The organism is Mycolicibacterium austroafricanum, assembly GCF_000612725.1.
Taxonomy (GTDB): Bacteria; Actinomycetota; Actinomycetes; order Mycobacteriales; family Mycobacteriaceae; genus Mycobacterium; species Mycobacterium austroafricanum.
This window is the reverse complement of the sequence record NZ_HG964457.1, coordinates 189,434-213,169: the sequence shown is the minus strand read 5'-3', so window position 1 is coordinate 213,169 and position 23,736 is coordinate 189,434. Positions and strand designations below refer to the sequence as shown.

Genomic DNA, 23,736 nt, shown 5'->3' with positions numbered 1-23,736 from the left:
TACTGTTCTGTATCTATCGAGGCGGTATCCGATGAACATTTCCCGACCCGGCACCGTCGACCGCATCGAGGCCGACGACGCACTCCTGGCGTGCAGCACCCTCCCCCGCGTCGATCACGTCGACGTGCACCTCCTGCGCATCGGCCGGCCGCGGGTGCGCACACCCGAGGCGTGGGCGCGCGAGATCCTCGAGCACACGTCCGTCACGATGCGCATGCGGCTCCGCACCGGATGGTCCGCCCTGGGGATCACGCTGCACCACGGTCGACACGACACGATCGCGGGCTGGCCGATCACCGCGAACACTGCTGAATACGTTCGGCTGCACGGTGATTCGCGAGCCGGCCTCACGGGTCAACTCGTGACCCGGGTGTCCGACGACGGTGTCACGTTCGCAACGTTCGTCCGGTTGGGGAACCCGGTCGCCCGAATGGTGTGGGCGAAGGTCCTGCCTGCACACCTGGCGATGGTGCGGTCCCTCGTCGAGGGGGCCGCCGAGCGGACCGGCTAGAGCCAGGTGTCGTCGGTGGTAGCGGTGAGGAACGCCTCGAGGTCGTTGCGCCAGTCGGCCGGGGTGTTCTTGTCGGGCTCGATGCCGGTGTACTGGCCCTGATAGAACAACAGCGGCCGCGGCTTCGTCTTCGGAACGTCGGACAGCGAGTGCACCGCTCCGAACACCACGAAGTGGTCACCACCGTCGTGCACCGAATGTACCGAGCAGTCGATGTGGGCCAGCGTGCCGTCGATGATGGGCGAGCCCGTTTTCGACGGCGTCCAGTCGATGCCGGCGAACTTGTCCGGCTCCCGGGAGCCGAACCGGGCAGAGACGTCCTTCTGGTTCTCGTGCAGGATGTTCACGCAGAACGTCCCGCTGGCCTCGATGGCCGCCCAGGACCGTGACGCCTTGGTCGGGCAGAACAGCACCAGCGGCGGATCCAGGGACAGCGCGGCGAACGACTGGCAGGCGAAGCCCACCGGCGAGCCGTCGTGGACCGTGGTGATCACGGTGATGCCGGTGCAGAACTGCCCCAGCACATTCCGGAACGTGCGCGGATCGATCGGGGGCTTGGACACAGCGGAGGACACTAGGATTTGAAGCCCACGCTGAAGTCGTGACCCCACAGCGAGACCGCGGTGCTCTCCCGCGCCACCCAGTTCTCGTCGTCGACTTCGAGTCCTTCGCAACCGAACTCGATGTCGAAGCCGCCCGGGGTCTTCATGTAGAACGACAGCATCTTGTCGTTGACGTGGCGGCCCAACGTGGCCGACATCTTGACCTTGCGCCGCAGCGCGCGGTCCAGGCACAGGCCGACGTCGTCGGAGTTCTCCACCTCGACCATCAAATGCACGATGCCACTGGGGGTCTCGCCCGGCATGAAGGCGAGGCTGTGATGGCGCGGGTTCACCCCGAGGAACCGTAGCCACGCCGGGGCTCCGTCGGCGGGCCTGCCCACCAACTGCGGCGGCAGCTTCATCGAGTCGCGCAGATAGAAGCCGAGGACGTCGCGGTAGAAGTGCAGCGTCTCTGCGTCGTCGCGGGTGGTCAGCACGACGTGGCCGAGCCCCTGCTCCTCGGTGACGAACTTGTGGCCGTACGGACTGACGACTCGGCGGTGCTCCAGCGCGACGCCGTGGAACACCTCGAGCGTGTTACCCGACGGGTCGTCGAAGATGATCATCTCGTCGACGCGGCGCTCGGCCAACTGGGTGGCGGTGGCCTCCTTGTACGGAGTGCCCTCGACCTCCAGCCGCTTCCGGATGTCCTGCAGCTGCGAAGCGTTCGCGGTTTCCCAGCCCGACACCAGCAGCCGGTCGCGCTCGCCCGGCACGATCACCAGGCGGGCGGGGAACTCGTCCATGCGCAGGTAGAGGGCACCCTCGGTACTACCGGAGCCCTCCACCATGCCGAGCACCTTCAGCCCGTACTCCCGCCACGCCGCGACGTCGGTGCTCTCGATGCGCAGGTAGCCCAGGGACTTGATCGTCACGAACTATCCCCCTCCGAGGAAATCGATGGTGAGCTTGTTGAACTCGTCAAACTTCTCCAGCTGCGCCCAGTGGCCACACTGGCCGAACACGTGCAGCTGTACCCGCGGAATCTGCTTGAGCGCCACCAGAGCTCCGTCGAGCGGGTTCACCCGATCCTCGCGACCCCAGATCAGCAGTACCCGCTGACGCAGCTTGTACACGTCACGCCACATCATGCCCAGCTCGAAATCGGCGCCGGCGAACGACTTGCCCATCGCCTTGGTTGCGGCCAACGACTCCGGTGTGCTGGCGATCTGGAACCGCTCCTCGACCAGCTCCGGGGTGATCATGTTCTGGTCGAAAACCATGATGCGCAGGAACTTCTCGATGTTCTCCCGCGTCGGCTCCGCGGCGAATTTGCCGAGCAGCTTGACACCCTCGGTCGGGTCCGGCGAGAACAGGTTCACGCTGAGCCCGCCCGGCCCCATCAGCACGAGCTTGCCTGCCCGCTTCCCGTTATCCAGCGCGAACCGGACCGCAGTGCCGCCGCCGAGCGAATTGCCCACCAGCGCAGCACGTTCGATGCCGAGGTAGTCGAACAGGTTCAGCAGAGCGGTGGCGCTGTAGCGGTTGTACTGCTCGTGCTCGGTGTGTTTGTCGGAGTGCCCGTACCCCGGCTGGTCGACGGCCAGCACGTGAAAGTGCTCGGCCAGCACCGGGATGTTCTTCCCGAAGTTCGACCAGCTCGAGGCTCCCGGTCCGCCGCCGTGCAGCAGCACCACGGTGGGCGACTCCGGGTCGCCGGCCTCGTGGTAGTGCAGGCGCATGTCCTCACGCACCTGCGCGAAGCGCGAGGTCGACTCGAACGTGATCTCCTGCTGCTGGGCAGCTTCTGCGGCAAAGGAAGTCATCTAGACCATCGTGTCCTGGGGTGGCAGACCGAACGCGTCGTTACCGAAGATCAGGTACGCGCGCTCAGGCTCGTTGGCCGCGTGAACCCGGCCCGCGTGCGCATCCCGCCAGAATCGCTGGACGGGCTGATCGAGTTGCAGAGCCGTCGCACCCGATGCCTCGAACAGCAGGTCGATGGATGCGATCGCGCGCGCGGTGGCACGGACCTGGTCACGACGGGCGGCGGCGCGCAACGAGAACGGGATCTCCTCACCTGCCTCCAGCAGCCGGTACTCGGCACCGACGTTGCCGATCAACTGCCGCCAGCCGGCGTCGATGTCGCTGGCGGCCTCGGCGATCCGGATCTTGGCGAACGGATCGTCCTTGGACTTCTCGCCCGCGAACGCCGCGCGCACGCGCTTGCCCTGATGCTCGACGTGAGCGTCGTAGGCCCCGTACGCCATCCCCATGATCGGGGCGCTGATCGTGGTGGGATGCATGGTGCCCCATGGCATCTTGTAGACCGGCGCAGTGTTGTTCTGGTAGCCGCCCGCGGTGCCGTCGTTCATCGCCTTGTACGACAGGAAGCGGTGCCGCGGGACGAAGACGTCCTTGACCACGACGTTGTTGCTTCCGGTGGCCTTCAGGCCGACCACATTCCAGACGTCGTCGATGCGGTACTCGGTGCGCGGGATCAGGAAGCTGCCGAAGTCGACCGGCTTGCCGTCCTTGATCACCGGGCCGCCCAGGAACGCCCAGGTCGCATGGTCACATCCCGACGACCACTGCCAGGCCCCGCTGACCAGGTAGCCGCCGTCGACGACGGTGCCCGCACCCATCGGTGCGTACGAGGACGACACCCGCACCGTCGGATCGCTGCCCCACACCTCTTCCTGGGCCTGCTGATCGAACAACGCCAGGTGCCAGTTGTGCACCCCGATGATCGACGCGACCCAACCGGTGGAGCCGCACGCGCTGGCGATGCGCCGGACGGCTTCGTAGAAGATGGTCGGGTCGCACTGGAGGCCGCCCCACTGCTCGGGCTGGAGCAGTTTGAAGAAACCGACCTCGTCTAGCTCGGTCACGGTCTCGTCGGGCAGTCGGCGCAGCTCTTCGGCGGCTTGCGAGCGCTTGGCGATCCGCGGCAACAGGTCGTCGATACCGGCGAGAACTGATTGCGCGTCGCGCTGTTGAATGGACGTCACTGGTGTGCCTCCCGAGGCGTGCGAAGTAACCTACAAGAGATTAGAACACGTTACGATTTGTGTCGAGTAGCGGTGTCCTGTGGCAGCTGGACCTGCGGACATGCATTTCTGTAACCTGTTCTAATTATGACCGACGCTGGCGTGGAGAGAGGGCCCATCTAGTGACGGACGTAGCCGCCGACGAACCGCTGGGCACTCATGTGCTCGAGCTGGAGATCGCCGACGTCATCGACGAGACCGCCGACGCACGGTCGCTGGTGTTCAAATCTCCCGCCGATGCCCCGGTCCCGCCGGAGAAGCTGCGCTACGCGCCCGGCCAGTTCCTCACCCTGCGGGTGCCCAGCGATCGCACGGGTTCGGTGGCGCGCTGCTACTCGCTGTGCAGCTCGCCGTTCACCGGCGACCCGCTCACCGTGACCGTCAAGCGCACCGCCGACGGCTATGCGTCGAACTGGTTGTGCGACAACGCCCATGCCGGCATGAGGATCCACGTGCTGGCCCCGTCGGGCACCTTCGTCCCCAGGAGCCTGGACACCGACTTCCTGCTGCTCGCCGCAGGCAGTGGTATCACCCCGATGCTGGCGATCCTGAAATCGGCGCTGTCCGAGGGCACCGGCAAGGTCACGCTGGTCTACGCCAACCGTGACGAGAAATCGGTGATCTTCGCCGAGACGCTGCGCGACCTCGCGGCCAAGTACCCGGACCGGCTCACCGCGATCCACTGGCTGGAATCGGTGCAGGGGCTGCCGAGCGTGTCCGCGCTGACCGAGCTGTTCGAGCCGTACGGGGCGCGCGAGGCGTTCGTGTGTGGTCCCGGCCCGTTCATGGCGGCCTCCGAGGAAGCGCTCAAGGCCGCGGGGCTGCCCGCCGAGCGCATCCACATCGAGGTGTTCAAGTCGCTGGAGTCGGACCCGTTCGCTGCAGTCAAGATCGAGGAAGACGACAGCGACGAAGGGCCGGCGACGGCAATCGTGACGCTGGACGGGCAGACCCACGAGGTGTCGTGGCCGCGCCGCGCCAAGCTGCTCGACGTGCTGCTGGACAAGGGACTGGACGCGCCGTTCTCGTGCCGTGAAGGACATTGCGGGGCCTGCGCGGTGCTGAAGAAGTCCGGCGACACCGAGATGGAGATCAACGACGTCCTTGAGCAGCAGGATCTCGACGAAGGCCTGATCCTGGCCTGCCAGGCGCATCCGACGTCGGATTCGGTCGAAGTCACCTATGACGAGTAGCGGGGGGATTACCTTCATCACGATGAATCGGCTCGCAGCAACAAGTGCGGCGGCGCTGGCCACGATGCTGATGGCGGCGCTCACGGCATCTCCCCCGGCCACGGCCGCCTCGAACACGGCGACGTCGTCGATTGCCGTCGACCCCGCCACTCAGATCCAGATGCACGTCACCGCGAACTGTGACCCCGCGCAGAACAGGTGCTTCTTCAACACCTCGGCGAACCTGCTGACGCCCAACGGCCCGACCGGGTTCCCGGGCGACACCTGGGCCCGGCAGACCGTGACGCTGCGCAGCAACTCCCAGGACGTCTGGCAGGAGGCCTGGTACAGCGCCCCGGCGGGCACCCCTCGCGAGCTGAAGGGCGCCAACCACAACAATGTGCTGTCCCGGATGCTGAAATCGCTTCGCGACGTCGAGGTCTCGGTGACCTACTTCGGCGGCGGACCGATCGAGCGCTTCACCACCGACGGCGACTCGGTGCCGACCGAGTGGACCACCGGCCTTCCGGCCAAGGGGTCGGACTTCATCGTGTGCTCGCAGATCCAGGTGGTCTACGGCGGGGTGAACCTCACCACGCCGAGCGCCTGCGCGCAGACCACGTTCTGAGAAACCTCAGCGCGGCAGGCCCAGCAGCCGCTCGCCGGCCATGGTCAACAGGATCTGCTCGGTGCCGCCGGCGATGGTCAGGCAGCGGGTGTTCAGGAAGTCGTGCACCTGTCGGTTCTCGACCGCGCCGGCACCGTCGGACAGATCCATCCGGAACTCGGCCAGCGCCTGGCGGTACCGCACCCCGATGAGCTTGCGCGCGCTGGCCTGCGGGCCGGGATCCTGGCCCTCGACCGCGAGCTGGGCGATCCGCTGGTCCAGCAGCGAACCCACCTGGGCGGTGACGATCAGCTGACCGAGCTGATCCTGTTGCGCACCATCGACTTCCAGCTGGGCGACGACACGGAGCAGCTCCTCCATCGGATTGCCCAGCGCGGTGCCCTGCGCCATCGCGACGCGCTCGTTGGCCAGCGTGGTGCGTGCCAGCCGCCAGCCGTCGTTGACCTGGCCGACCACCATCTCGTCGGGCACGAACACGTCGTCGAAGAACACCTCGTTGAACAGTTCGTCCCCGGTGATCTCGCGCAGCGGGCGGATCACGATTCCCGGGGACTTCATGTCGATGAGGAAGTAGGTGATGCCCTTGTGTTTCGGGGCGTCGGGGTCGGTGCGGGCCAGGCACACGCCCCAGTGCGCCTTCTGCGCCGCCGAGGTCCACACCTTCTGCCCGGTGAGCTTCCAGCCGGGCCCTGATGCACCGCTCGCGGATGCGTCATCAACCCGAACAGCCTTGGTGCGCAATGCCGCAAGGTCCGAACCCGCGCCGGGCTCGCTGAACAGCTGGCACCACGTCAGCTCGCCGCGCAGCGTCGGCGGAACGAACTGCTCGACCTGTTCCGGGCTGCCGTGTTCCAGGATGGTCGGCACCGCCCACCAACCGATCACCAGATCCGGGCGCACCACGCCCGCAGCCGCCAGCTCCTGGTCGATGAGCAATTGCTCGGCCGGGCCCGCGGCGCGGCCGTGCGGTGGCGGCCAGTGCGGCGCCAGCAGACGGGCCTCGGCGAGGGCGACCTGCCGCTTGTCCTCCGGAGCGGCCGCGACTTCGGCTACCGCAGAAACGATTTCGGGCCGCAGGCCGGCCACCGACTCCAGGTCGATGTGCAGTTCCCTGCGCACCCCCTGCTGCGTCAGCGCGGCGACACGGCGCAGCCAGCGTGACCGACCGCCGAGGAACTGTGCGATGCCGTACGCCCGCCGCAGGTACAGGTGCGCGTCGTGCTCCCAGGTGATGCCGATCCCGCCCAGCACCTGAATGCAGTCCTTGGCGTTGGCCTTGGCCGCCTCGATGCCGACCGAGGCGGCCAACGCCGCGGCGATCGACAGCTGGTCTGCGTCCGACTCACCGGCGGCCCTCGCTGCGTCCGCCGCGGCGACGGAGGCCTGCTCGGAGCGCAACAGCATCTCGGCGCACATGTGCTTGATGGCCTGGAAGCTGCCGATCGGCTTGCCGAACTGTTCACGCACCTTCGCGTACTCGGTCGCGGTGTCCAGCAGCCAGCGGGCCAGGCCGGCCGCCTCGGCGGCCAGCAGCGTGGCCGCCATGTCGACGACCTGCTGGGACGGCACGTCCAACACCTCGGCGGGCGCTCCGTCCAGCACGACACGGGCCAGCGGGCGGGAGAAATCGGTGGCCTTGAGTGACTCGACCGTCACACCGTCCGCCGCGGCGTCGACCAGCAGCCACGTGTCACCGGCAGGCAGCAGCAATACCCCCGTCGCGGCCGCGCCCAGCACGTACGGCGCGCTGCCCGACACCCGACCGTCGGCGTAGTCCAGGTCGGCGGTCAGCGTGACGCCCGCGGTGCGCTCACCCGTCGCGAGCTCCTCCAGCAGGTCGGCGTGCGGGCCGGACAGCACCAGCGTGGCCAGTGCCGTGGTCGCGACCGGGCCCGGCACCAGCGCGGCGGCCGCCTCGTCGATCATCGCGGCCAGGTCGGACACCGTCCCGTCGGCCCCGCCGTGCTCCTCGGGCAGCGCCACCCCGAAGATCCCCAGTTCGGCCACGCCGGCGTAGGGCGCCCGCCACGCGTCCGGGTCGCCCTGCTCGACGTCGCGCGCCGCCTCGACGGCGCGCGACGCTGCGGCCCAGGTCCGCACCAGGTCCCGCGCAGCGGACTGGTCGTCGGTGGTGGGAGCGGACGTTGATGCCGACACCGTGTCTCCTAGCGATTGGGCGAGAAGGCCATGCTTCCCACTAGAACGTGTTCTAATAGTGACAGCGTTCGACCGTCAAGTCGACCGCCATCACAGCAGGGCACGTCGGTGTACATACGACACAGAGAAGAGAAATACGGGACCGGGATGCGTATCGTTTTCACCGGTAACGCATCACGAAGGAGCCATTCGCCGCATGTCGGGGACATCGGAGTTCGCAGCTGACAAGTCGCAGACGTCTGCTCGCGCCACGTCGGGTGCCGGCTCTGAATCCCGCCCCCGCCAGGTGATGAACGTCGCGGTGCTGGCCGAATCCGAACTCGGCTCCGAGGCACAGCGTGAGCGCCGCAAGCGCATCCTGGACGCCACCCTGGCGATCGCGTCGAAGGGCGGCTACGAGGCCGTCCAGATGCGTGCGGTGGCCGAACGTGCCGACGTCGCGGTCGGCACGCTCTACCGCTACTTCCCGTCGAAGGTGCATCTGCTGGTCTCGGCGCTGGGCCGCGAGTTCGAGCGCATCGACGCCAAGACCGACCGGTCCGCGTTTCCTGCCGGAGCCACGGCCTATCAGCGGCTCAACATCATGGTCGGCAAGCTCAACCGGGCGATGCAGCGCAACCCGCTGCTCACCGAGGCGATGACGCGGGCTTTCGTGTTCGCCGACGCGTCCGCCGCCGGAGAGGTCGACCACGTCGGCAAGCTGATGGACTCGATGTTCGCCCGCGCGATGAGCGACGGCGAACCCACCGAGGACCAGTACCACATCGCCCGGGTGATCTCCGACGTGTGGCTGTCCAACCTGCTGGCCTGGCTGACCCGGCGCGCCTCGGCCACCGATGTGGCCAAGCGGCTGGACCTGGCCGTGCGACTGCTCATCGGAGACGGTGACCAGCCTAAGATCTGACGCGTGAGCGTCGACCTCCCGTCCGAACTGGTGTCCGCGCTGGATTCGGCTGCAGCGACAACGCGCCTGTTGGTCACCTCGGACTTCGACGGCACACTGGCGCCGATCGTGAACAATCCCGCCGATGCCCGCCCGCTGCCCGCCGCGGCGCAGGCACTGGTCGCTCTCGCCGACTTGGCCGCCACCACAACGGCTTTGATCTCCGGGCGGGCGCTGGAGACACTGCGGGAGCTGTCCTCGATGCCGGCGACGGTGCATCTGATCGGAAGCCACGGAGCCGAGTTCGATTCCGGCTTCGCCCACGACATCGACCACGACCTGCTGCGGGCCATCACCGATCGACTGCGCGCGATCGCCTCGGACAAACCGGGGGTGGCGGTGGAGACGAAACCCGCCAGCGTGGCACTGCACGTCCGCAACGCCTCACCCGCCGACGGTGAGGCCGCCCTCGCCGCGGCCTGGGAGGCGGCCCCCGAATGGGAGGCGCATGTGACGACCGGTAAGGCGGTACTGGAATTCGCCGTCATCGACACCGACAAGGGCGAGGCGGTCGACATCCTGCGCGGCGAATGCGATGCGACAGCGGTGGTGTTCTTCGGCGACGACGTCACCGACGAGAAGGCATTCGCCCGGTTGCGCGGCAACGACGTCGGCGTGAAGGTCGGACCGGGGGACTCCGCGGCCGGGTACCGGATCGGTTCCCCCGACGACGTCGCGGCCGCGCTGGAACACCTGGTGGCGTCGCGGAAACGATTTGCCTGATCGGCAACAGTGTTTGCGCGGTTCCGGACAGCCGGGCACGCTGGGTGCCATGACGTACCCACCGGACGCCGCCGCGCTCGCCGAGGAGTGGGACGAGCGTTACACGTCACTCGCCGAACGCATCCCGGACGGCACACCGAGCGCGGTACTGATCGAGACCGCGGGGAACCTCAGGCCCGGCACGGCATTGGACGTCGGCTGCGGTGTCGGGTCTGACGCGATCTGGCTCGCGGCCCAGGGCTGGAAGGCCACAGCGCTGGACGTGTCCCAGGTAGCTCTGAACCGTGCCGCCGAACGCGGCAGGCGCGCGGGTGTCGACGTGAACTGGGTGTGCAGCAGGCTGGAGGATCTGCCACTGCCGCCCGCCGGGTTCGATCTGGTCACCGCGCACTACCCAGCTCTGCTGCACTCGCCGGATGCGGACGCCGAGCGCGCCCTTCTCGCGGCCGTCGCACCCGGAGGGACCCTGCTGGTCGTGCACCATGCCGACATCGACGTCGATTCGGCCAAAGCACACGGCTTCGACCCGGCCGACTACCTCAGCCACGACGACGTCATCGAATTGCTCTGCGAGGAGTGGGAAGTCAGCGTCCAGAAAAGACGCCTTCGTGTAGTGCCTGCAGGGATCGACGGACAGCACACCCATGACGACATCGTCCTTGCCCGCAGGCACTGATCAGGCAGGAGGCCCCGAGCTGCGTGACCTGCGTCAGCGTGGGGCGAGCAGTCGGGTGAGGTCCTTGACGCTCGGCACCTTCCCGGCCACGACCACTTCCTCATCGACCACCAGGCCGGGCGTTTTCATCACGCCGTAGCCGGCGATCTCGGCGTAGTCGGTGACGGCCTCGATCTCGGCGTCCAGACCCAGTTGGGCGAGCGCCTCGCGAGTGTGCTCCTCGAGGGCGTGGCAGTTACGACAGCCGGGTCCGAGGATCTTGACGATCATGAGATCAACTCCGTTCGTTGGAAATGGTTGGGGGACCTTCAGCCGACGAGGTTGAACAGGAATCCGATGATCATGATTCCGAAGGCCACCGTGCCGAAGAACAATGCCAGCAGGGGCGGCTTCATCACCCGGCGCAGCATGACCGCCTGCGGCACCGACAAGGCGATCGTGCTCATCGTGAACGCCATCACCGTGCCCAGCGACATTCCTTTGGCCCACAGCGCCTCTGCGATCGGCACGACGCCGGCGCCGTTGACATACAGGGGCACTCCGGCCAGCGTCGCAACGACGACCGCGAACGGGTTGCCCGGTCCGGCGAAACGCACGAAGAAGTCGGCCGGAACCCACCCGTGGATGACGGCTCCGATGCCGACTCCGAGCAGTACCCACAGCCACACGCTCCGGAAGATGTCCTTGGTCTCGTCGACCGCGGCATCGACCCGCTCGGCCAGCGAGGGCACGCGCCCGTCGGCGCGCAGCGCCGCCACCTTCGTGGTGAACACCATGGGCTCGACCCATCGGCTGAGGTCGAAGCGCGAGAAGATCCAGCCGATCACCAGGGACAGCACACTGCCGGCCACCACGTAGACGGCTGCGATGTGCCAGCCGAACTGGTCACCGATCATGATCGCGGCGATCTCGCTGACCAGCGGCGACGCGATGAGGAAGGTCAGGGTGATCGACAGCGGGATGCCCGCCGCGACGAACCCGATGAACAGCGGAATCGAACTGCAGGAGCAGAACGGCGTCACGACGCCGAGGAACACTGCGAGCACCAGCCCGACGAACAGCCCGCGCCCTCGCAGATAGTCCCTGGCCCTGTCCAGATCGAGGCTCGCGCGCAGCATGCCGACGACGAACATCAGTCCGGTGAGCAGCAGAAAGATCTTCACCGTGTCGTACAGGAAGAAGTGCACGGCGCCGACGGCGCGAGTGTGAAGATCGAGCCCCAGCCAACCGACTGCCGCATCCCAGAGGTGCTCGTTCAGGACGTAGGCACCGACCCAGCCGAATGCGGCGAGCAGCAGAATTCCCAGGGTCCTGGTGCGCTCCGACGGGCCACCCGGACCTGCGGCCGGAGCGTCACGCGAAGCGGTGCTCACCTCGAAACTCTATCTGTGTCCCGGGATCTCCGAGCCTGGATCCGTCGCGCGGCTCTGCTCGAGGTGCCCGGGCGCGCGGGTGCTGGTCAGGCGGGAGGCCCCGACGTCCGTCCCCGGACCATCTCCGTGTCCAATACCTCGATGACGGGAAGACCCGACCGCGGCGGGTGGTGCAGGAGTTCGCCTGCACGACGGCCCTTCTCGACGCTGGGCTGCACGACGGTGGTCAGGCCGCGTCGCCTCGCCTCGGGCACACCGTCGAACCCCGTCACCGTCATCTGACCCGGCACGTAGATGCCCTTCGCGCGCAGATGGTCCATGGCGGAGAGCGCGAGCACGTCGGCCGTGCACATCAGCGCGGTGATCCGCGGATTGGCGTCCAGGGCCACGTCGGCGCCCGCCCCGCCGGACGACGGCAGGTGCTCATAACTTTCCACGACGGTCAGCGACCCCGGATCCAGTCCCGCAGCCGTCATCGCGTCGTACACGCCGCGGATGCGTTCGCCCTGCACATGGAAGTGCGGAGTGCGCAGCCGCTCGGGATCGGCCAGCACCGGGGTGGAGCCGCCGTGCGGCCGATCGCGGCCCAGGCGCATCGTCAGCAGGCCGATCTCGCGATGACCGAGCTCGATGACGTGCTCGGCCAGCCGCCGCATCGCCGCGCGGTCGTCGATACACACCCGGGACGTCCCGGCTACATCCCTGGGCTGGTCGACCACCACGACCGGGAGATGGCGCTGCAACACCGCAGGCAGATACGGATCGTCGTCGGACGCCGAATACACCACGAAGCCGTCCACACCGGCGGCCAGCACGGCTGCCGAACCATCTGCCACGCTGCGGTTGGGACCGACCGCGACAAGCAGCAGGCCCTGACCCACCGCTTCACACGATTCGGCAAGTCCGGCAACGAAATCCAGCGCCGCAGGATCACTGAACGAGTAATTGAGCGGCTCGGTGATCACCAGGCCCACCGCCCCCGCCCTGCGGGTGCGCAGTGACCGCGCGACCGGGTCCGGCCCCGGGTAGCCGAGCCGCTCCGCCGTCGAGAGCACCCGCTCGCGCAACTCGGCCGACAACTGGTCGGGCCGGTTGTAGGCGTTGGAGACGGTGGTGCGCGACACCTTCAGTTCGGCGGCAAGGGAAGCCAGGGTCGCACGCCGTCTCGGCGTCGGACTCCTCGGCATGCCCTCCGAGGTTAGTGGATGACGTGCGCCGCCGGCCGCAGGCTCGGCTTCAGGCTCGGACGGGCACCCTGCAGCCCGCCCACACCAGCAGCCACACCGCACAGACGATGCTGACGATGACGAAGCTCGGCGGCAGGTTGAACATCGCCGAGAACGCCAGGCCGGCCCAGACCGACACCAGACCGATGACCGCCGAGACGGCCATCGCCATGACCGGCCGGGCGGTGACCATCAACGCCGTCGCGGCCGGGGTGACGACCAGGGCGAACAACAGCAGCGTCCCGACCGCCTGCACAGCCATCGTGACCGTCAGCCCCAGCAGCACCATGAACACGATCGACAGCCCGCGCACCGGAACACCCTTGGCCTCAGCCACTTTGCTGTTGACCGAGGTGAACAGCAGCGGGCGGAAGATGAACGCGATGCCCGCCGCGGTCAACACCAACAGCGCGAAGAATGACAACAACTGCTCGGACGTGATCGCCAGCAGGTTGCCGAACAGCACGTTGGTCAGCGTCGAGGAGTTGCGGGTGGCCAGCGAGTTGAAGAACAGTCCGAGGCCGGTGGCGAACGCCAGTACCGTGCCGGTGGCGACCTCGCGGTCGGCGGCACGCTTTCCCAGCGCGCCGATCACCAGCGCCCCACCGACGCAGAACACCCCGAGACCGACCGCGGCGGGCAGTCCGATCAGCACCGCTCCCGTCGCCCCCGGCAGCCCGATGTGGGCCAGCGCGTGCGCGGCGAAAGAGCTGTGCCGAACGACGATGAAATAGCCCATCAGTCCGGCGGCCAGCGCGACTATCGTGCCGCCCGCCCACGCGTTACGCATGAACGACGAACCAAGAATGTGCAGCCAGTTGTCCTGGTAGCCCAGCGCGACATATTCCACTGCGAGGACCTGCGTCATCCCCCGCTCCGCATGTAGAGCTCCCCCTGCAGGGTGTGGGCCACCTGAATCCTGGTCCCGTACATGTGGGTGAGCAGCTGGGAGTCCACCACCCGGTCCAGCGCGGCGTGGTGGGCGTGCCCGTCGAGGAGATAGATGGCGCTGTCGAGGACGGTCAGCAGCGGGTTGAGATCGTGGGCCACCACGAGGACCGTGACGCCGAGGTCACGCTTGAGGCGGGCCAGCACCGCGACGATCTCGTGCTGGTTGCGCAGATCCAGGGAGGCGAGCGGCTCGTCGAGGATCAGCATCCGTGGGCGTGCGACCAGCGCGCCGGCCAACGCGATGCGTTGCCGTTGTCCACCGGACAGATCCGACAGCCGCCGGTCGGCGATGTCGAGCGCATCGACCCATCCCAGCGCCTCGTCGACCCTGCGCCGATCGGCGGTGCTGGTGCGCCCGAAGCCCCACCGGCGCCCGGTCAGCCCGAGTAGGACGGCGTCGCTGGCCCGGATCGCCTCGTTGGCGTTGGCGTCGTAATTCTGTGGGACGTAACCGATCTCGTCGTTGGCGGCGCCGGGCTGGCGACCGTACACCCGCACCGTGCCCGACGACGGCGGGAGGAGCCCGAGGATCACCTGCAGCAGCGTGGTCTTGCCCGAACCGTTGGGACCGATGATCGCAACGAAGCTGCCGGCGTCGACGCGGAACGTCGACTCGGACCAGATGGTCCGTCCGCCGCGGTCGACACTGACGTCGTCGAACGTCAGCGCCGGAGCCGCCTCGACGGACTCAGGTCCTGACATCGAGGGCCTTGGCCAGGGAATCGAGTTGTGCCACCTGCCAATCCTGGAACGACTTGGCATCCGAGGGCAATGTTTCGGTCACGTCGACGACGGCGATGCCCGCCTGTTCGGCCGCCGAGCGGATCTGCTCGGGCACCGAACCCTCGGTCTGGGTGTTGTAGATCAGTACGTCGACACCACGGTCGGCGAGCAGCTGCAGGAAGGCGTCGAGGTCTGCCGGCGACGGGTCGCTCTCGTTGGCCGCGGCGACCTGGTAGCCCTGCGGCGTCCGATCCACCAACCCGAGCGCGGTGGCCATATCGCCGAACACGCTCTCGGTGGCCGCGTAGGTCCTGCCGGTCGCACCCGCCTTGATCGCAGCGATCACCTCGTCATACGGCTTCATCGACTCGGCGAACTCGGCGTGACGTTCGGCGAAGTACCCCGCCGCGTCGGGGGAGAGCTTGCCGAGTTGGGCGGTGACGGCTTCGGCGACCTCGGTCACCGCGGTCGGGTTGTACCAGACGTGTGGGTTGCCCTCGTCGCCGAGCTCTTGGCCTTGCTCGCCCGCGTGCTCTTGCCCCTCCTCGGCGTGACCGTGCCCGTCCTCGCCCGCGTGCTCTTGGCCTTGCTCGGCGTGACCGCCGCTGAGCTCGACGGCGTTGACCACCGGTGCGTCCGCCGCCGACGTCGCGGCCAGCTTGGCAGCCCACTCGTCGTAATGGCCGCCGTTGAGGACGACGAGCTGCGCACCCTCGAAGTCCGCGGCGTCCGACGGTGCGGGCTCGTAGTCGTGGGGGTCGACTGCCGAGCCGGCCAGCACCGTGGTGACCTCGGCGCACGCACCGCCGAGCTGCGACACGATGTTTCCCCACTGGTCGACGCTGACCACCACGTTCACGGGCGTCGTCGGGCAGTCCGGGGCGGCCGAGGTGTCCATGGCGGAGGTGTCGTCGCCGCCGCAGGCGGACAGGACGAAGGGCAGGGAGACGGCGAGGATCGCGGCGAGGACGCGCACGCCCCGGAACGAGGAAATCACTTCGCAACGATAACCGTTTTCATTAACTGACGCACATCGCGCAATGTCGGTTGCCGCACTTATTGAAAATGATTATCATTAAGAACATGTCATCGGCGCCCGCTCCCCTGCTTCCCGTCACCGTCCTCTCCGGCTTTCTGGGGGCAGGCAAGACCACCCTGCTCAACCACATCCTCGCCAATCGGGAAGGGCGGCGGGTCGCGGTGATCGTCAACGACATGAGTGAGGTCAACATCGACGCCGCGCTGGTCGCCGGCCAGGGACACCTCGATCGCACTCAGGAGAAGCTCGTCGAGCTGACCAACGGCTTCATCTGCTGCACGCTGCGCGAGGACCTGATCGAGGCGGTCGGTGCGCTCGCCCGCCAACAACGATTCGACCAGTTGGTCATCGAATCGACCGGCATCTCCGAACCGATGCCGGTGGCGGCTACGTTCAGCTGGGAGTTCGAGGACGGGTCCAGCCTCGGACAACTCGCGCGTCTCGACACTCTGGTGACGGTCGTCGACGCGTCGACCTTCCTCACCGAGATCGCCCGCGGTGAAGCACTCGCCGACCGCGATCTGACGGCCGGCGAGGGCGATGCCCGCAGCATCTCGGACCTTCTCGTCGACCAGGTGGAATTCGCCGACGTCATCCTGCTGAACAAGACGGATCTGGTCAGCGCGGCCACGCTCGGCACGGCGGAGACCCTGGTGCGCCGTCTCAACCCGACCGCGAAACTCATCCGGACCGATCACGGCGTCGTCGACATCGCCGAGGTGCTCGACACCGGCCTGTTCGATCCCATCGCCGCAGAAGAGGCGCCCGGCTGGGACTAGGAAATCGCCGACGGCCACACGCCCGAGACCGAGGAGTACGGCATCAGCTCGATGACGTTCCACTCGGACCGGCCGTTCCATCCCCAACGGCTCGCCGAATCGCTCGGGAAGATGACGCGGATCCTGCGCAGCAAGGGGTTCTGCTGGATCGCCAGTAGACCGACGATCGCGGCTATCTGGTCGCAGGCCGGACCGAACCTCGTGATCGAGCCCGCCCAGTACTGGTCGTCGACCGAGATCGCGCCGGGCCAGGAGATCGTGTTCATCGGGGTGAAGCTCGACCGCGACAAGGTGCGGCGACTGCTCGAGGACGCGCTGCTGACGGATGCCGAACTGGCCGAAGGCGAACAGATTTGGACGGAATACGCCGATCCACTCCCAGCCTGGGGCGTGACGCACAGTCACGCAAATTGACGGGACCTCACTCCCCCGTGGCGACCGGGCGCGAGGCGTCCGCACTCCACTGTGACCACGAGCCGGGGAACAGCTTGGCCTCGACGCCGGTTGCCCGCAGCGCAGCGATGGTCACCGCGGCGGTGACACCGGATCCGCAGTAGACGCCGACACCGCCCTCGGTGGCGCCGCGACCTCGGAAGTAGCGGACCAGCTCATCGTCGGGCAGGAACGTGCCGTCAACGGAAAGGGTTTCGACACTCGGCGCGTTGCGGGCACCCGGAATGTGACCAGCCACCCGGTCGACGGGCTCGGTGTCACCACGGAACCGCTCCGGCGCCCTGGCGTCGAGCAGCACTCCGTCGAACCCGGTCACGTCCTCGGCGGTGAGGGCGGGCAGCGCACCACGGTACAGGTCGCGGAACTCGACCGCGACGTCGCCGGGTTCGATTGCCGGGACCCCAGTTTCGAGCCGCCCACCGGCAGCGGTCCACGCGGCCAGTCCACCGTCGAGGATCCGCACCCCTCCGATGCCGGCTGCGGTCAACACCCACCATGCGCGTGCCGAGCCGGCTCGATTCCAGTCGTCGTAGACAACGGTGGGAACGCCCCGGCGTAGGCCCCAGCGGCGCGCCGCCGACTCGACGGAATCTCCCGAGGGAAGGGGATGACGCCCGCGACCGGTGACGGCATGGTCGCTGAGTTCGTCCTCGAGGGAGACGTACACCGCCCCGGGCACATGCCCTCGGGTGTACGCCTCCCGTCCGTCCGGCCGGGTCAGCTCCCAGCGGACATCGAGGACGTTCACAGGTGCGCCTTCGGCGATCAGGCGGGCCAGTTCCGCTGCGGTGATGAAGATGTCAGCACGCGTCACCCTGCCATCGTCGCACTGTTTCAGTGGTCGTGGCCGACGGCCCCACTCAACTCGTTCGGCGCCTGGTCCAGCGTCACCGACGCGGTCACCGTCCCGCTCTGCAGGTCGAGCAGGTGGATCTGCCTGGTGGCGGGATCGGTGACGTACACGACGTCCTCACGGGTGAAGACGGTCGGCCGCGGATCCTGCCAGTCGTCTGGTTCGGTCCATGCGCCGGTCACATCGATGGTCTTGATCTGCGCACCCGTCACCGGATCGAACACATACAGCTTGCCGTCGGTGCCCAGGATCAGCGCCTCGGCTTGGGGTCCCCTGGCCAGCGACCGGAAGGAGTAGCTCACCGACGGCGGTAGCTGCACCAGCGTGAGCTTGTCGGTGGTGGTGTCGATCAGCGAGAACTGCGTGGGGCGCTCCAGCTCGGCGTCCGGGTCGATCTTCATGTCGCCCAGCGCTACCGGGGAGTCGTCGTGGCCCTTGATGTTGCCGATGCGGCCGTACGGAGTCGGGCTCGCCACCTTGGTGAAGCGACCGTTGGCGAAGATCAGTGCGCCGTTCTCGCAGCCGAGCACCACCTCCTCGTCGGCGACGACGGTCTCGCCGTGCAGGCCGGGGCAGTTCTCGTTGCGCGCGATCTCACGGTCGCCCTGCAGCGCGACGGCGCCGGTGCGGCTTTCGGCATCGCCGAGGCTGTGCACCAGGGTCCCGTCGGACAGAATCACCGCCACCCCGTGATGGGGTTGCGGAGTGGTGAACGTCTGCGTCTCCGGCATGCCGTCCGCCAGCGCGTGCGGATCGAATGCGGTGATCTCACCGGAGCCGTCGGCGAACAGCACCGTCGTTTCCCCGTGCGGCACAACGTGTCCCGCTTCTGCAGCCGGGAAGGTCTCGTCGGTGAGCTGCCCGGATGCCGCGTCGAGGATCCGGAACCCCTCGTTCGTGGTCACCAGCACGTGCGCGTCGTCGCCGGCCGGGTTGACGCGCAGGAACCCGTCGAGCGGAATGTCCTGCCTGAGCTCCAGCGTCTCACCGTCGAGAACGTAGAGGCCGCCGTCGTAGGTGGCCACCAGGGGTTCGGGGATCGGGGCGCTCTGAACCGGTGAGGTCGGCTCGGAAGTCCCCGCGCTTTGGGCGTTGTCGTCGCCCGACGAGCAGGCGGTCAGCGCCGCCGCACACGACAACACTCCGACGCGGTACAGCCACCGCGGATTGGACATGTTCGCTCCCTTCCGAGCTGAATTGTCTTGACCTGCGGTCAGCGCAGGCCGGTGATGATGGCGTCGGTGTTGGCGCGCATCATGTCGAGGTAGGTCGCTCCGGGGGTGCCGGGAGGGCTGAGTGACTCGCTGTAGAGGGGCACGATTTCGACGTCCACGCCGGCATCCCGGGCCAGCACCCTGGCCAACTTGTCAGGTTGCGACGAGTCGACGAAGATCGCGGGCACCCGCGCGAAATCGATTGCGTCGACCAGAGACTGCAGATCTGACGCGCTGGGCGCGGCGAGAGTGGTTCCGCTGGGCACAACCGCGCCGGTCACTGTGAAACCGAAGCGCTGCGCGAGATAACCCAATACGTGGTGGTTGGTCACCAGCTTGCGCCGTTCGGCCGGGATGGTGTCGAAGCCGGTGCGCATCGAGGTGTCGAGTTCCCGCAGCTTCGCGCGGTAGCTCTCGGCGTTGCGTGCCACGGCGTCGCGGTCGATTCCGTCAATCTCGCGGACCGCCTCCTCGATGGCGTCCACCGCCATGATCATGCGCTGCGGATCGGTCCAGAAGTGTGGGTCAGAGGTGCCGGCGCTGTCCCCTTCCGCAAACTCGATCGGGTCGACGTGGTCGGTCACCGCGAGCGTCGGAACCCCCTCGGCTGCAGCGCTTTCCACATTGCGGATGACAGTCTCTTCCAGGCCGAGTCCGTTGTAGACGATCAGGCCGGCACGACCCATGGCCGCCGCGTCCTGGGCGGAGACGCCGAAGGAATGGGGGTCGGCATTCGGTTGCATCAGCACGCGGACGTCGGCAGCATCGCCGACCACGTTGCGGACGACATCCCCGAGGATGTTCGTGGTGACGATGACCTCACCCGTGGCCGAGGCGGCAGTGCCACCAGTGCACGCAGCAACCGCGGTCAGGATCGCGCAGATGCAGACCAGCGTCCACCGCCTCACCGGCCGGCCTCCACCATCAGGCCGGGAGCCACCTCGGTGCGCAGCGTGCGGGCGATCCGCAGCCCGTCTGCGTAGTCGATCTCGTAGACCTCGCGGGTGGCCGCGTTGTTCACGTAGGCCCGGTCGGAGTCGAGGTCGACGACCGGTTGTGCACCGTCGGCGGGGATGTCGTCAGGGAACAACGGAATCCGCGCGGTCTCGGCGCGAGAGTTGACGTCGTATGCGCTGAGCGTGCCGTCGCGGTGCAGGACCAGAACGGTTCCGCCACCGGCAGTGTTGGTCGCCACCGCATCCGCTACCGGGATCAGCGTCCACGATCGCTGCCTGCTGTCGAGTATCCACACCGTACCTGCAGACACCCCCGCGAAGACGTCGGCTCGGTCGCGGTGCTCCATCCGCCGGGGACGCTCGACCGGCGCCTCTGCCGGGAACGGAGCGGGGGTGACGGTCAGGTCCCCGTCGCCCCCGGTGACCCTGACCGCCCCGGTGTCGCACCCGAAGACCACGGCGCGTCGGGTCGGCATCGCCCAGGTCGGGTTCGGGCATTCGCCGACCAGATCCGTGGTCCCGGTATCCCCGGTCACCTGCATCCGGCCCGCTGCCGTGACCGTGACGAGCCGACTGCCGTAGGGCGCCACCGCGACCACGTCCGGGGAGAGCGCGAGTCCCGCGGGCGCTTCGATGACGTTGTCCGCCAGCTTCTCCCGGTCGAACAATGCTGTCGCGTTCGTCGGTGTCCGGACGGCGACGATCGAGTTGACGGCGCTGACGGAGGCCGCAGGCACGTCGAGAGTGGCGACCTCCGCCGGTTCGGTGGCGAAATAGTGGTCGTGGTCGCCGTGGCCGAAGGTCCATGCACCGGCGTCGACGACCGTGGTGCGGCCGCCGGTGCGCAGGTAGGCGAACCGGCCGTCACCACTGATACCGTCGACCGGCCCGTACGAGCCGATCGACGTCTCCACCTCGTCGACGGCGTCATAGACCGAGGTGGCACCGGTGGCCGGGTCCACGAGCACCAACCTGGTCAGGGCGCCGTCGAGTTCGCGCGCTCCTTCCACGACGACTTCGTCCTCGCCGGCGGACGTCGGCTGTTCAGCCGGCGCCGGCGACTCGCCCCCGGTTCCGCAACCCGCCACCACGCAGGCCGAGGCGGCGACGACAGACATGCGCTTCCAGTTGCCCCGGCCGAACGACAGCAGCGTGGAGGCGAAGAAGATCAGAACAGCCACCCCCGCGATCGTCGCACCACCGGCCGTGCCGGCATACCACGAGATGAGCAGACCCAAATAGACTGCGGCCGAGCCGATCAGGGCGGACAGCAACATGACCCGCGGGATCGATCGGGACCAGGCCAAGGCGGCCGCGGGAGGCGCGACGAGCAGTCCGAGCACGAGCAGGGTGCCGACGACGTGGAAGGACGCCACCATCGCGACGGCCATGAGCATGGTCAGCACCGGGATCGCGAGCTGCGGGCGCAGTCCGAGTGTCGCGGCCTTGCGCGGATCGAATGTGACGGCGACGAATGCGCGGTGCCCGATGATCACAGCTCCCAGCGTCAGGACGAGCGCCGTCGCAAGGACGACGAGGTCGGCGGTGCGGACGGCGAATACGTCGCCGAACAGGAATCCGGTGAGGTCGACGGCGAAGCTCTGCGAGCGGGACACCACGATGACGCCGAGGGCGAGCATGCCGACCAGCAGCAGCCCGACGCTGGTGTCGGACGACAGTCTCGACGACCTTCCGAGGGCAGCGACACCCACTGCCATGACCAGGGCGGCGACCAGGCCGCCGATGAGCAGGCTGATTCCCAGCAGTGCCGCCAGGGCCACCCCGGGCAGCATGCCGTGTGTCATCGCTTCGCCGAGGAAGACGTTGCCGCGCAACAGGACCCAACAGCCAACGAGTGAGCACAGGCACGCGGCGATCACGCCGGCGACCAAGGCCCGCAGGACCATGTCGGCCTGGAACGGGTCGACCAGCGCGTGCATCATGCCGTAAAGTCTTAGCAGTAATGACAATCATTTTTAATAAGGGCACCTCGGCCACCGCCCGAATCGACGTGTCGGCAGTCGACTTCGGCTACCCCGGCATGCCGGTGTTCCGTGGCCTGACACTGTCCGTCACCCCGGGCGCCGTGACGGCCGTCGTGGGGGCGAACGGCTCGGGGAAGTCGACGCTGTTGAGCCTGCTTGCCGGGGTGCTCCGCCCCGCCACCGGCCGGGTGGACGTCGACGCGCGCAACATCGCCCTCGCCGTGCAACGCAGCGCAGTCACCGACTCCTTTCCCGTCACCGCCGGCGAGGCGGTCATGATGGGACGCTGGCGCCGGCTCGGACTGCTGCGGAGGCCGAAGGCCGATGACCGCGCGGTGGTCGAGCACTGGCTGACCGAACTGGGTCTGAGCGATCTTCGGCACCGGGCCCTCGGGGAGCTCTCCGGAGGTCAGCGGCAACGGGTCCTGTTGGCCCAGGCGTTCGTGCAGCAGGCCCCGCTGCTGCTGCTCGACGAGCCGACCACCGGCCTGGACACCGACTCGGCCGGCGTGGTGATCGGCCATCTCCGGCGTCTCGCCGGCGAGGGCACCACGGTGGTCACCGCCACCCACGACCCCGCCGTCGTGCAGACCGCCGACCATCGCATCGATCTGGACAGGCCGGGCCCGCACTAGGCTGAACGCCATGACCACGGTCTCCGTCGACCTCAACGCCGACCTCGGCGAGGGCTTCGGCGTGTGGACGCTCGGCGACGACGACGCGATGCTCGACATCGTCACGTCCGCCAACGTGGCGTGCGGATTTCACGCCGGCGACCCCGCAACCCTGGTGAGGGTGTGCCGAGCGGCCGCCGCACGTGGAGTGCGGATCGGCGCCCAGGTGAGCTACCGCGATCTGGCCGGGTTCGGCAGGCGCTTCATCGACGTCAGCGCCGAGGACCTGGTCGCCGACGTGATGTACCAGATCGGCGCGTTGTCGACGCTGGCCGCCGTCGCCGGCTCGTCGGTGTCCTATGTGAAACCACATGGGGCGCTGTACAACGCGATTACCACCAATCACCTGCAGGCCCACGCCGTGGCCGAGGCCGTTCACACCGTCGACCCCACGCTGCCGGTCCTCGGGCTGGCCGGGTCGGTGTTCTTCACCGCGGCAACCGAACTGGGGCTGCGCACCGTTCCCGAGGCCTTCGCCGACCGGGCCTACCGGCCCGACGGGCAACTGGTCTCCCGCCGGGAACGCAACGCGGTGCTGCGCGACGTCGACGAGATCGTCGACCGCGTCATCTCCATGGTCACCACCGGACGGGTCGCCGCCGTCGACGGTTCGACCATCCCCATCACCGTGGAATCCGTTTGTGTGCACGGGGATTCACCCGGGGCGGTGCAGATCGCGACCGCGGTGCGCGAACGGCTGATCGCCGACGGCGTGACGCTGGCCCCGTTCAGCTGAGGCCGGCCTCCCGGTTGGCGCCGGCCACCACACTCTCGAGCAGACCGGGAATGGCGGCGCCGACCTGCTCACGGCGCAGCCGCTGGTAGGTCAGGCCGTCGATGACGAGGCGTTCGGTGACGCCCGCCTCCCGCAGAACCTTGAAGTGGTGAGTGGCCGTCGACTTGTTGATGCCGTCGTAGAGTGCCCCGCACTGCATGGGCCCTCCCGCGTTGTGCAGACGCCGGACGATCTCGAGACGGACGGGATCGTGGATCGCGGCCAGCACCTGCTGGAGCGGAGCCACGGGATGCGCCGACGGATCGCCGACCAGCGCTTCAGCGGCCACGGGAATATCCTTCGTCACGGCGGGTTTGATGTTGGTCGAACCCA

The 23,736-nt window shown here is 67.9% G+C and carries 24 protein-coding genes and 1 pseudogene; 9 read left to right on the top strand and 16 right to left on the bottom strand.

Annotation, left to right across the window (positions count from 1 at the left end; all coding sequences use genetic code 11):
• Positions 1 to 31: 31 nt before the first annotated feature.
• Positions 32 to 511, top strand: a complete 480-nt coding sequence (locus BN976_RS25980) for a hypothetical protein (protein ID WP_199559013.1) — start codon at positions 32 to 34, stop codon at positions 509 to 511.
• Here BN976_RS25980 and hsaB read toward each other — a convergent pair.
• The 4 genes from hsaB to hsaA are packed head-to-tail and all read right to left on the bottom strand — an operon-like array spanning position 508 to position 4,064.
• A complete protein-coding gene (gene hsaB, locus BN976_RS25975) occupies positions 508 to 1,074 on the bottom strand; it encodes a 3-hydroxy-9,10-secoandrosta-1,3,5(10)-triene-9,17-dione monooxygenase reductase subunit (protein WP_011782446.1) in 567 nt (188 codons plus the stop codon). The genes BN976_RS25980 and hsaB overlap by 4 nt on opposite strands.
• An 11-nt stretch (positions 1,075 to 1,085) precedes the next feature.
• Complete coding sequence (gene hsaC / locus BN976_RS25970; protein WP_011782447.1) at positions 1,086 to 1,988, bottom strand: iron-dependent extradiol dioxygenase HsaC; 903 nt, start codon at positions 1,986 to 1,988, stop codon at positions 1,086 to 1,088.
• 3 nt (positions 1,989 to 1,991) lie between these two features.
• Complete coding sequence (gene hsaD / locus BN976_RS25965) at positions 1,992 to 2,879, bottom strand: 4,5:9,10-diseco-3-hydroxy-5,9,17-trioxoandrosta-1(10),2-diene-4-oate hydrolase (protein ID WP_011782448.1); 888 nt, start codon at positions 2,877 to 2,879, stop codon at positions 1,992 to 1,994.
• The gene (gene hsaA, locus BN976_RS25960) at positions 2,880 to 4,064 is read right to left on the bottom strand and encodes a 3-hydroxy-9,10-secoandrosta-1,3,5(10)-triene-9,17-dione monooxygenase oxygenase subunit (RefSeq protein WP_011782449.1); all 1,185 of its coding nucleotides are present in this window, start codon (positions 4,062 to 4,064) and stop codon (positions 2,880 to 2,882) included.
• A 161-nt stretch (positions 4,065 to 4,225) separates the two neighbouring features.
• Between hsaA and BN976_RS25955 the strand changes: the two genes are divergently transcribed.
• Positions 4,226 to 5,296, top strand: a complete 1,071-nt coding sequence (locus BN976_RS25955; protein WP_011782450.1) for a ferredoxin--NADP reductase — start codon at positions 4,226 to 4,228, stop codon at positions 5,294 to 5,296.
• A gap of 22 nt (positions 5,297 to 5,318) precedes the next feature.
• Positions 5,319 to 5,903, top strand: a complete 585-nt coding sequence (locus tag BN976_RS25950; protein WP_036375319.1) for a hypothetical protein — start codon at positions 5,319 to 5,321, stop codon at positions 5,901 to 5,903.
• A 6-nt stretch (positions 5,904 to 5,909) separates the two neighbouring features.
• Here BN976_RS25950 and BN976_RS25945 read toward each other — a convergent pair whose 3' ends face one another.
• A complete protein-coding gene (locus BN976_RS25945) occupies positions 5,910 to 8,060 on the bottom strand; it encodes an acyl-CoA dehydrogenase family protein (RefSeq protein WP_036375317.1) in 2,151 nt (716 codons plus the stop codon).
• A 196-nt stretch (positions 8,061 to 8,256) separates the two neighbouring features.
• Between BN976_RS25945 and kstR the strand changes: the two genes are divergently transcribed.
• Genes kstR through BN976_RS25930 form a run of 3 tightly spaced genes read left to right on the top strand, consistent with a single transcriptional unit; the run spans position 8,257 to position 10,402 of the window.
• Positions 8,257 to 8,964: a cholesterol catabolism transcriptional regulator KstR gene (gene kstR / locus BN976_RS25940; protein WP_011782453.1), complete on the top strand. Its 708-nt coding sequence runs from the start codon at positions 8,257 to 8,259 to the stop codon at positions 8,962 to 8,964.
• Positions 8,965 to 8,967: 3 nt separating this feature from the next.
• Positions 8,968 to 9,726, top strand: a complete 759-nt coding sequence (gene otsB, locus BN976_RS25935) for a trehalose-phosphatase (RefSeq protein ID WP_036375314.1) — start codon at positions 8,968 to 8,970, stop codon at positions 9,724 to 9,726.
• A gap of 49 nt (positions 9,727 to 9,775) precedes the next feature.
• On the top strand, positions 9,776 to 10,402 hold the full coding sequence (locus tag BN976_RS25930; protein ID WP_036375563.1) for a class I SAM-dependent methyltransferase: 627 nt from the start codon (positions 9,776 to 9,778) through the stop codon (positions 10,400 to 10,402).
• Positions 10,403 to 10,435: 33 nt separating this feature from the next.
• On the opposite strand, the gene BN976_RS25925 is transcribed toward BN976_RS25930, so the two are convergent.
• The 6 genes from BN976_RS25925 to BN976_RS25900 form a co-directional block, all read right to left on the bottom strand.
• Positions 10,436 to 10,672: a thioredoxin family protein gene (locus BN976_RS25925; protein WP_011782456.1), complete on the bottom strand. Its 237-nt coding sequence runs from the start codon at positions 10,670 to 10,672 to the stop codon at positions 10,436 to 10,438.
• Between the two features lie 38 nt (positions 10,673 to 10,710).
• Complete coding sequence (locus BN976_RS25920) at positions 10,711 to 11,775, bottom strand: permease (RefSeq protein WP_011782457.1); 1,065 nt, start codon at positions 11,773 to 11,775, stop codon at positions 10,711 to 10,713.
• Positions 11,776 to 11,861: 86 nt separating this feature from the next.
• Positions 11,862 to 12,962 carry an Rv3575c family transcriptional regulator gene (locus BN976_RS25915; protein WP_011782458.1) on the bottom strand — a complete coding sequence of 367 codons (1,101 nt, stop codon included), beginning with the start codon at positions 12,960 to 12,962 and terminating at the stop codon, positions 11,862 to 11,864.
• A gap of 49 nt (positions 12,963 to 13,011) precedes the next feature.
• The gene (locus tag BN976_RS25910) at positions 13,012 to 13,869 is read right to left on the bottom strand and encodes a metal ABC transporter permease (RefSeq protein ID WP_011782459.1); all 858 of its coding nucleotides are present in this window, start codon (positions 13,867 to 13,869) and stop codon (positions 13,012 to 13,014) included.
• Positions 13,866 to 14,654, bottom strand: coding sequence for a metal ABC transporter ATP-binding protein (locus BN976_RS25905; protein ID WP_011782460.1), 789 nt, complete (start codon positions 14,652 to 14,654; stop codon positions 13,866 to 13,868). Before BN976_RS25905 ends, BN976_RS25910 begins: the two co-directional genes overlap by 4 nt.
• Complete coding sequence (locus tag BN976_RS25900; protein ID WP_109489665.1) at positions 14,641 to 15,672, bottom strand: metal ABC transporter solute-binding protein, Zn/Mn family; 1,032 nt, start codon at positions 15,670 to 15,672, stop codon at positions 14,641 to 14,643. Before BN976_RS25900 ends, BN976_RS25905 begins: the two co-directional genes overlap by 14 nt.
• Before the next feature lie 68 nt (positions 15,673 to 15,740).
• Here BN976_RS25900 and BN976_RS25895 point away from each other — a divergent pair.
• A pseudogene (locus BN976_RS25895) lies at positions 15,741 to 16,907 on the top strand (GTP-binding protein).
• A 7-nt stretch (positions 16,908 to 16,914) separates the two neighbouring features.
• Here BN976_RS25895 and BN976_RS25890 read toward each other — a convergent pair.
• Genes BN976_RS25890 through aztB form a run of 4 tightly spaced genes read right to left on the bottom strand, consistent with a single transcriptional unit; the run spans position 16,915 to position 21,912 of the window.
• Positions 16,915 to 17,760 (bottom strand): sulfurtransferase, encoded by an 846-nt coding sequence (locus BN976_RS25890; RefSeq protein ID WP_036375311.1) that lies wholly within the window; start codon positions 17,758 to 17,760, stop codon positions 16,915 to 16,917.
• Between the two features lie 20 nt (positions 17,761 to 17,780).
• On the bottom strand, positions 17,781 to 18,974 hold the full coding sequence (gene aztD, locus BN976_RS25885) for a zinc metallochaperone AztD (protein WP_036375307.1): 1,194 nt from the start codon (positions 18,972 to 18,974) through the stop codon (positions 17,781 to 17,783).
• A gap of 38 nt (positions 18,975 to 19,012) precedes the next feature.
• The gene (gene aztC, locus BN976_RS25880; RefSeq protein WP_036375306.1) at positions 19,013 to 19,921 is read right to left on the bottom strand and encodes a zinc ABC transporter substrate-binding protein AztC; all 909 of its coding nucleotides are present in this window, start codon (positions 19,919 to 19,921) and stop codon (positions 19,013 to 19,015) included.
• On the bottom strand, positions 19,918 to 21,912 hold the full coding sequence (aztB, locus tag BN976_RS25875; protein ID WP_051558563.1) for a zinc ABC transporter permease AztB: 1,995 nt from the start codon (positions 21,910 to 21,912) through the stop codon (positions 19,918 to 19,920). The genes aztC and aztB overlap by 4 nt, the downstream gene beginning before the upstream one ends.
• A gap of 20 nt (positions 21,913 to 21,932) precedes the next feature.
• Between aztB and aztA the strand changes: the two genes are divergently transcribed.
• Together aztA and BN976_RS25865 are read left to right on the top strand one after the other, a co-directional pair.
• A complete protein-coding gene (aztA, locus tag BN976_RS25870; RefSeq protein ID WP_011782467.1) occupies positions 21,933 to 22,589 on the top strand; it encodes a zinc ABC transporter ATP-binding protein AztA in 657 nt (218 codons plus the stop codon).
• A 10-nt stretch (positions 22,590 to 22,599) separates the two neighbouring features.
• On the top strand, positions 22,600 to 23,364 hold the full coding sequence (locus tag BN976_RS25865; protein WP_011782468.1) for a LamB/YcsF family protein: 765 nt from the start codon (positions 22,600 to 22,602) through the stop codon (positions 23,362 to 23,364).
• Here BN976_RS25865 and BN976_RS25860 read toward each other — a convergent pair.
• Positions 23,357 to 23,692, bottom strand: coding sequence for an ArsR/SmtB family transcription factor (locus BN976_RS25860; protein ID WP_011782469.1), 336 nt, complete (start codon positions 23,690 to 23,692; stop codon positions 23,357 to 23,359). The two genes, BN976_RS25865 and BN976_RS25860, sit on opposite strands and share 8 nt — an antisense overlap.
• Positions 23,693 to 23,736 lie beyond the last annotated feature (44 nt).

Excerpts from the sequence above, each read along its gene's own strand:
- BN976_RS25980 (WP_199559013.1), top strand. The coding sequence starts at position 32 with ATGAACATTTCCCGACCCGGCACCGTCGACCGCATCGAGGCCGACGAC.
- hsaD (WP_011782448.1), bottom strand. The coding sequence starts at position 2,879 with ATGACTTCCTTTGCCGCAGAAGCTGCCCAGCAGCAGGAGATCACGTTC.
- BN976_RS25950 (WP_036375319.1), top strand. The coding sequence starts at position 5,319 with ATGAATCGGCTCGCAGCAACAAGTGCGGCGGCGCTGGCCACGATGCTG.
- kstR (WP_011782453.1), top strand. The coding sequence starts at position 8,257 with ATGTCGGGGACATCGGAGTTCGCAGCTGACAAGTCGCAGACGTCTGCT.
- BN976_RS25930 (WP_036375563.1), top strand. The coding sequence starts at position 9,776 with ATGACGTACCCACCGGACGCCGCCGCGCTCGCCGAGGAGTGGGACGAG.
- BN976_RS25925 (WP_011782456.1), bottom strand. The coding sequence starts at position 10,672 with ATGATCGTCAAGATCCTCGGACCCGGCTGTCGTAACTGCCACGCCCTC.
- BN976_RS25915 (WP_011782458.1), bottom strand. The coding sequence starts at position 12,962 with ATGCCGAGGAGTCCGACGCCGAGACGGCGTGCGACCCTGGCTTCCCTT.
- BN976_RS25910 (WP_011782459.1), bottom strand. The coding sequence starts at position 13,869 with ATGACGCAGGTCCTCGCAGTGGAATATGTCGCGCTGGGCTACCAGGAC.
- BN976_RS25905 (WP_011782460.1), bottom strand. The coding sequence starts at position 14,654 with ATGTCAGGACCTGAGTCCGTCGAGGCGGCTCCGGCGCTGACGTTCGAC.
- aztD (WP_036375307.1), bottom strand. The coding sequence starts at position 18,974 with ATGTCCAATCCGCGGTGGCTGTACCGCGTCGGAGTGTTGTCGTGTGCG.
- aztB (WP_051558563.1), bottom strand. The coding sequence starts at position 21,912 with ATGATGCACGCGCTGGTCGACCCGTTCCAGGCCGACATGGTCCTGCGG.
- aztA (WP_011782467.1), top strand. The coding sequence starts at position 21,933 with ATGACAATCATTTTTAATAAGGGCACCTCGGCCACCGCCCGAATCGAC.
- BN976_RS25865 (WP_011782468.1), top strand. The coding sequence starts at position 22,600 with ATGACCACGGTCTCCGTCGACCTCAACGCCGACCTCGGCGAGGGCTTC.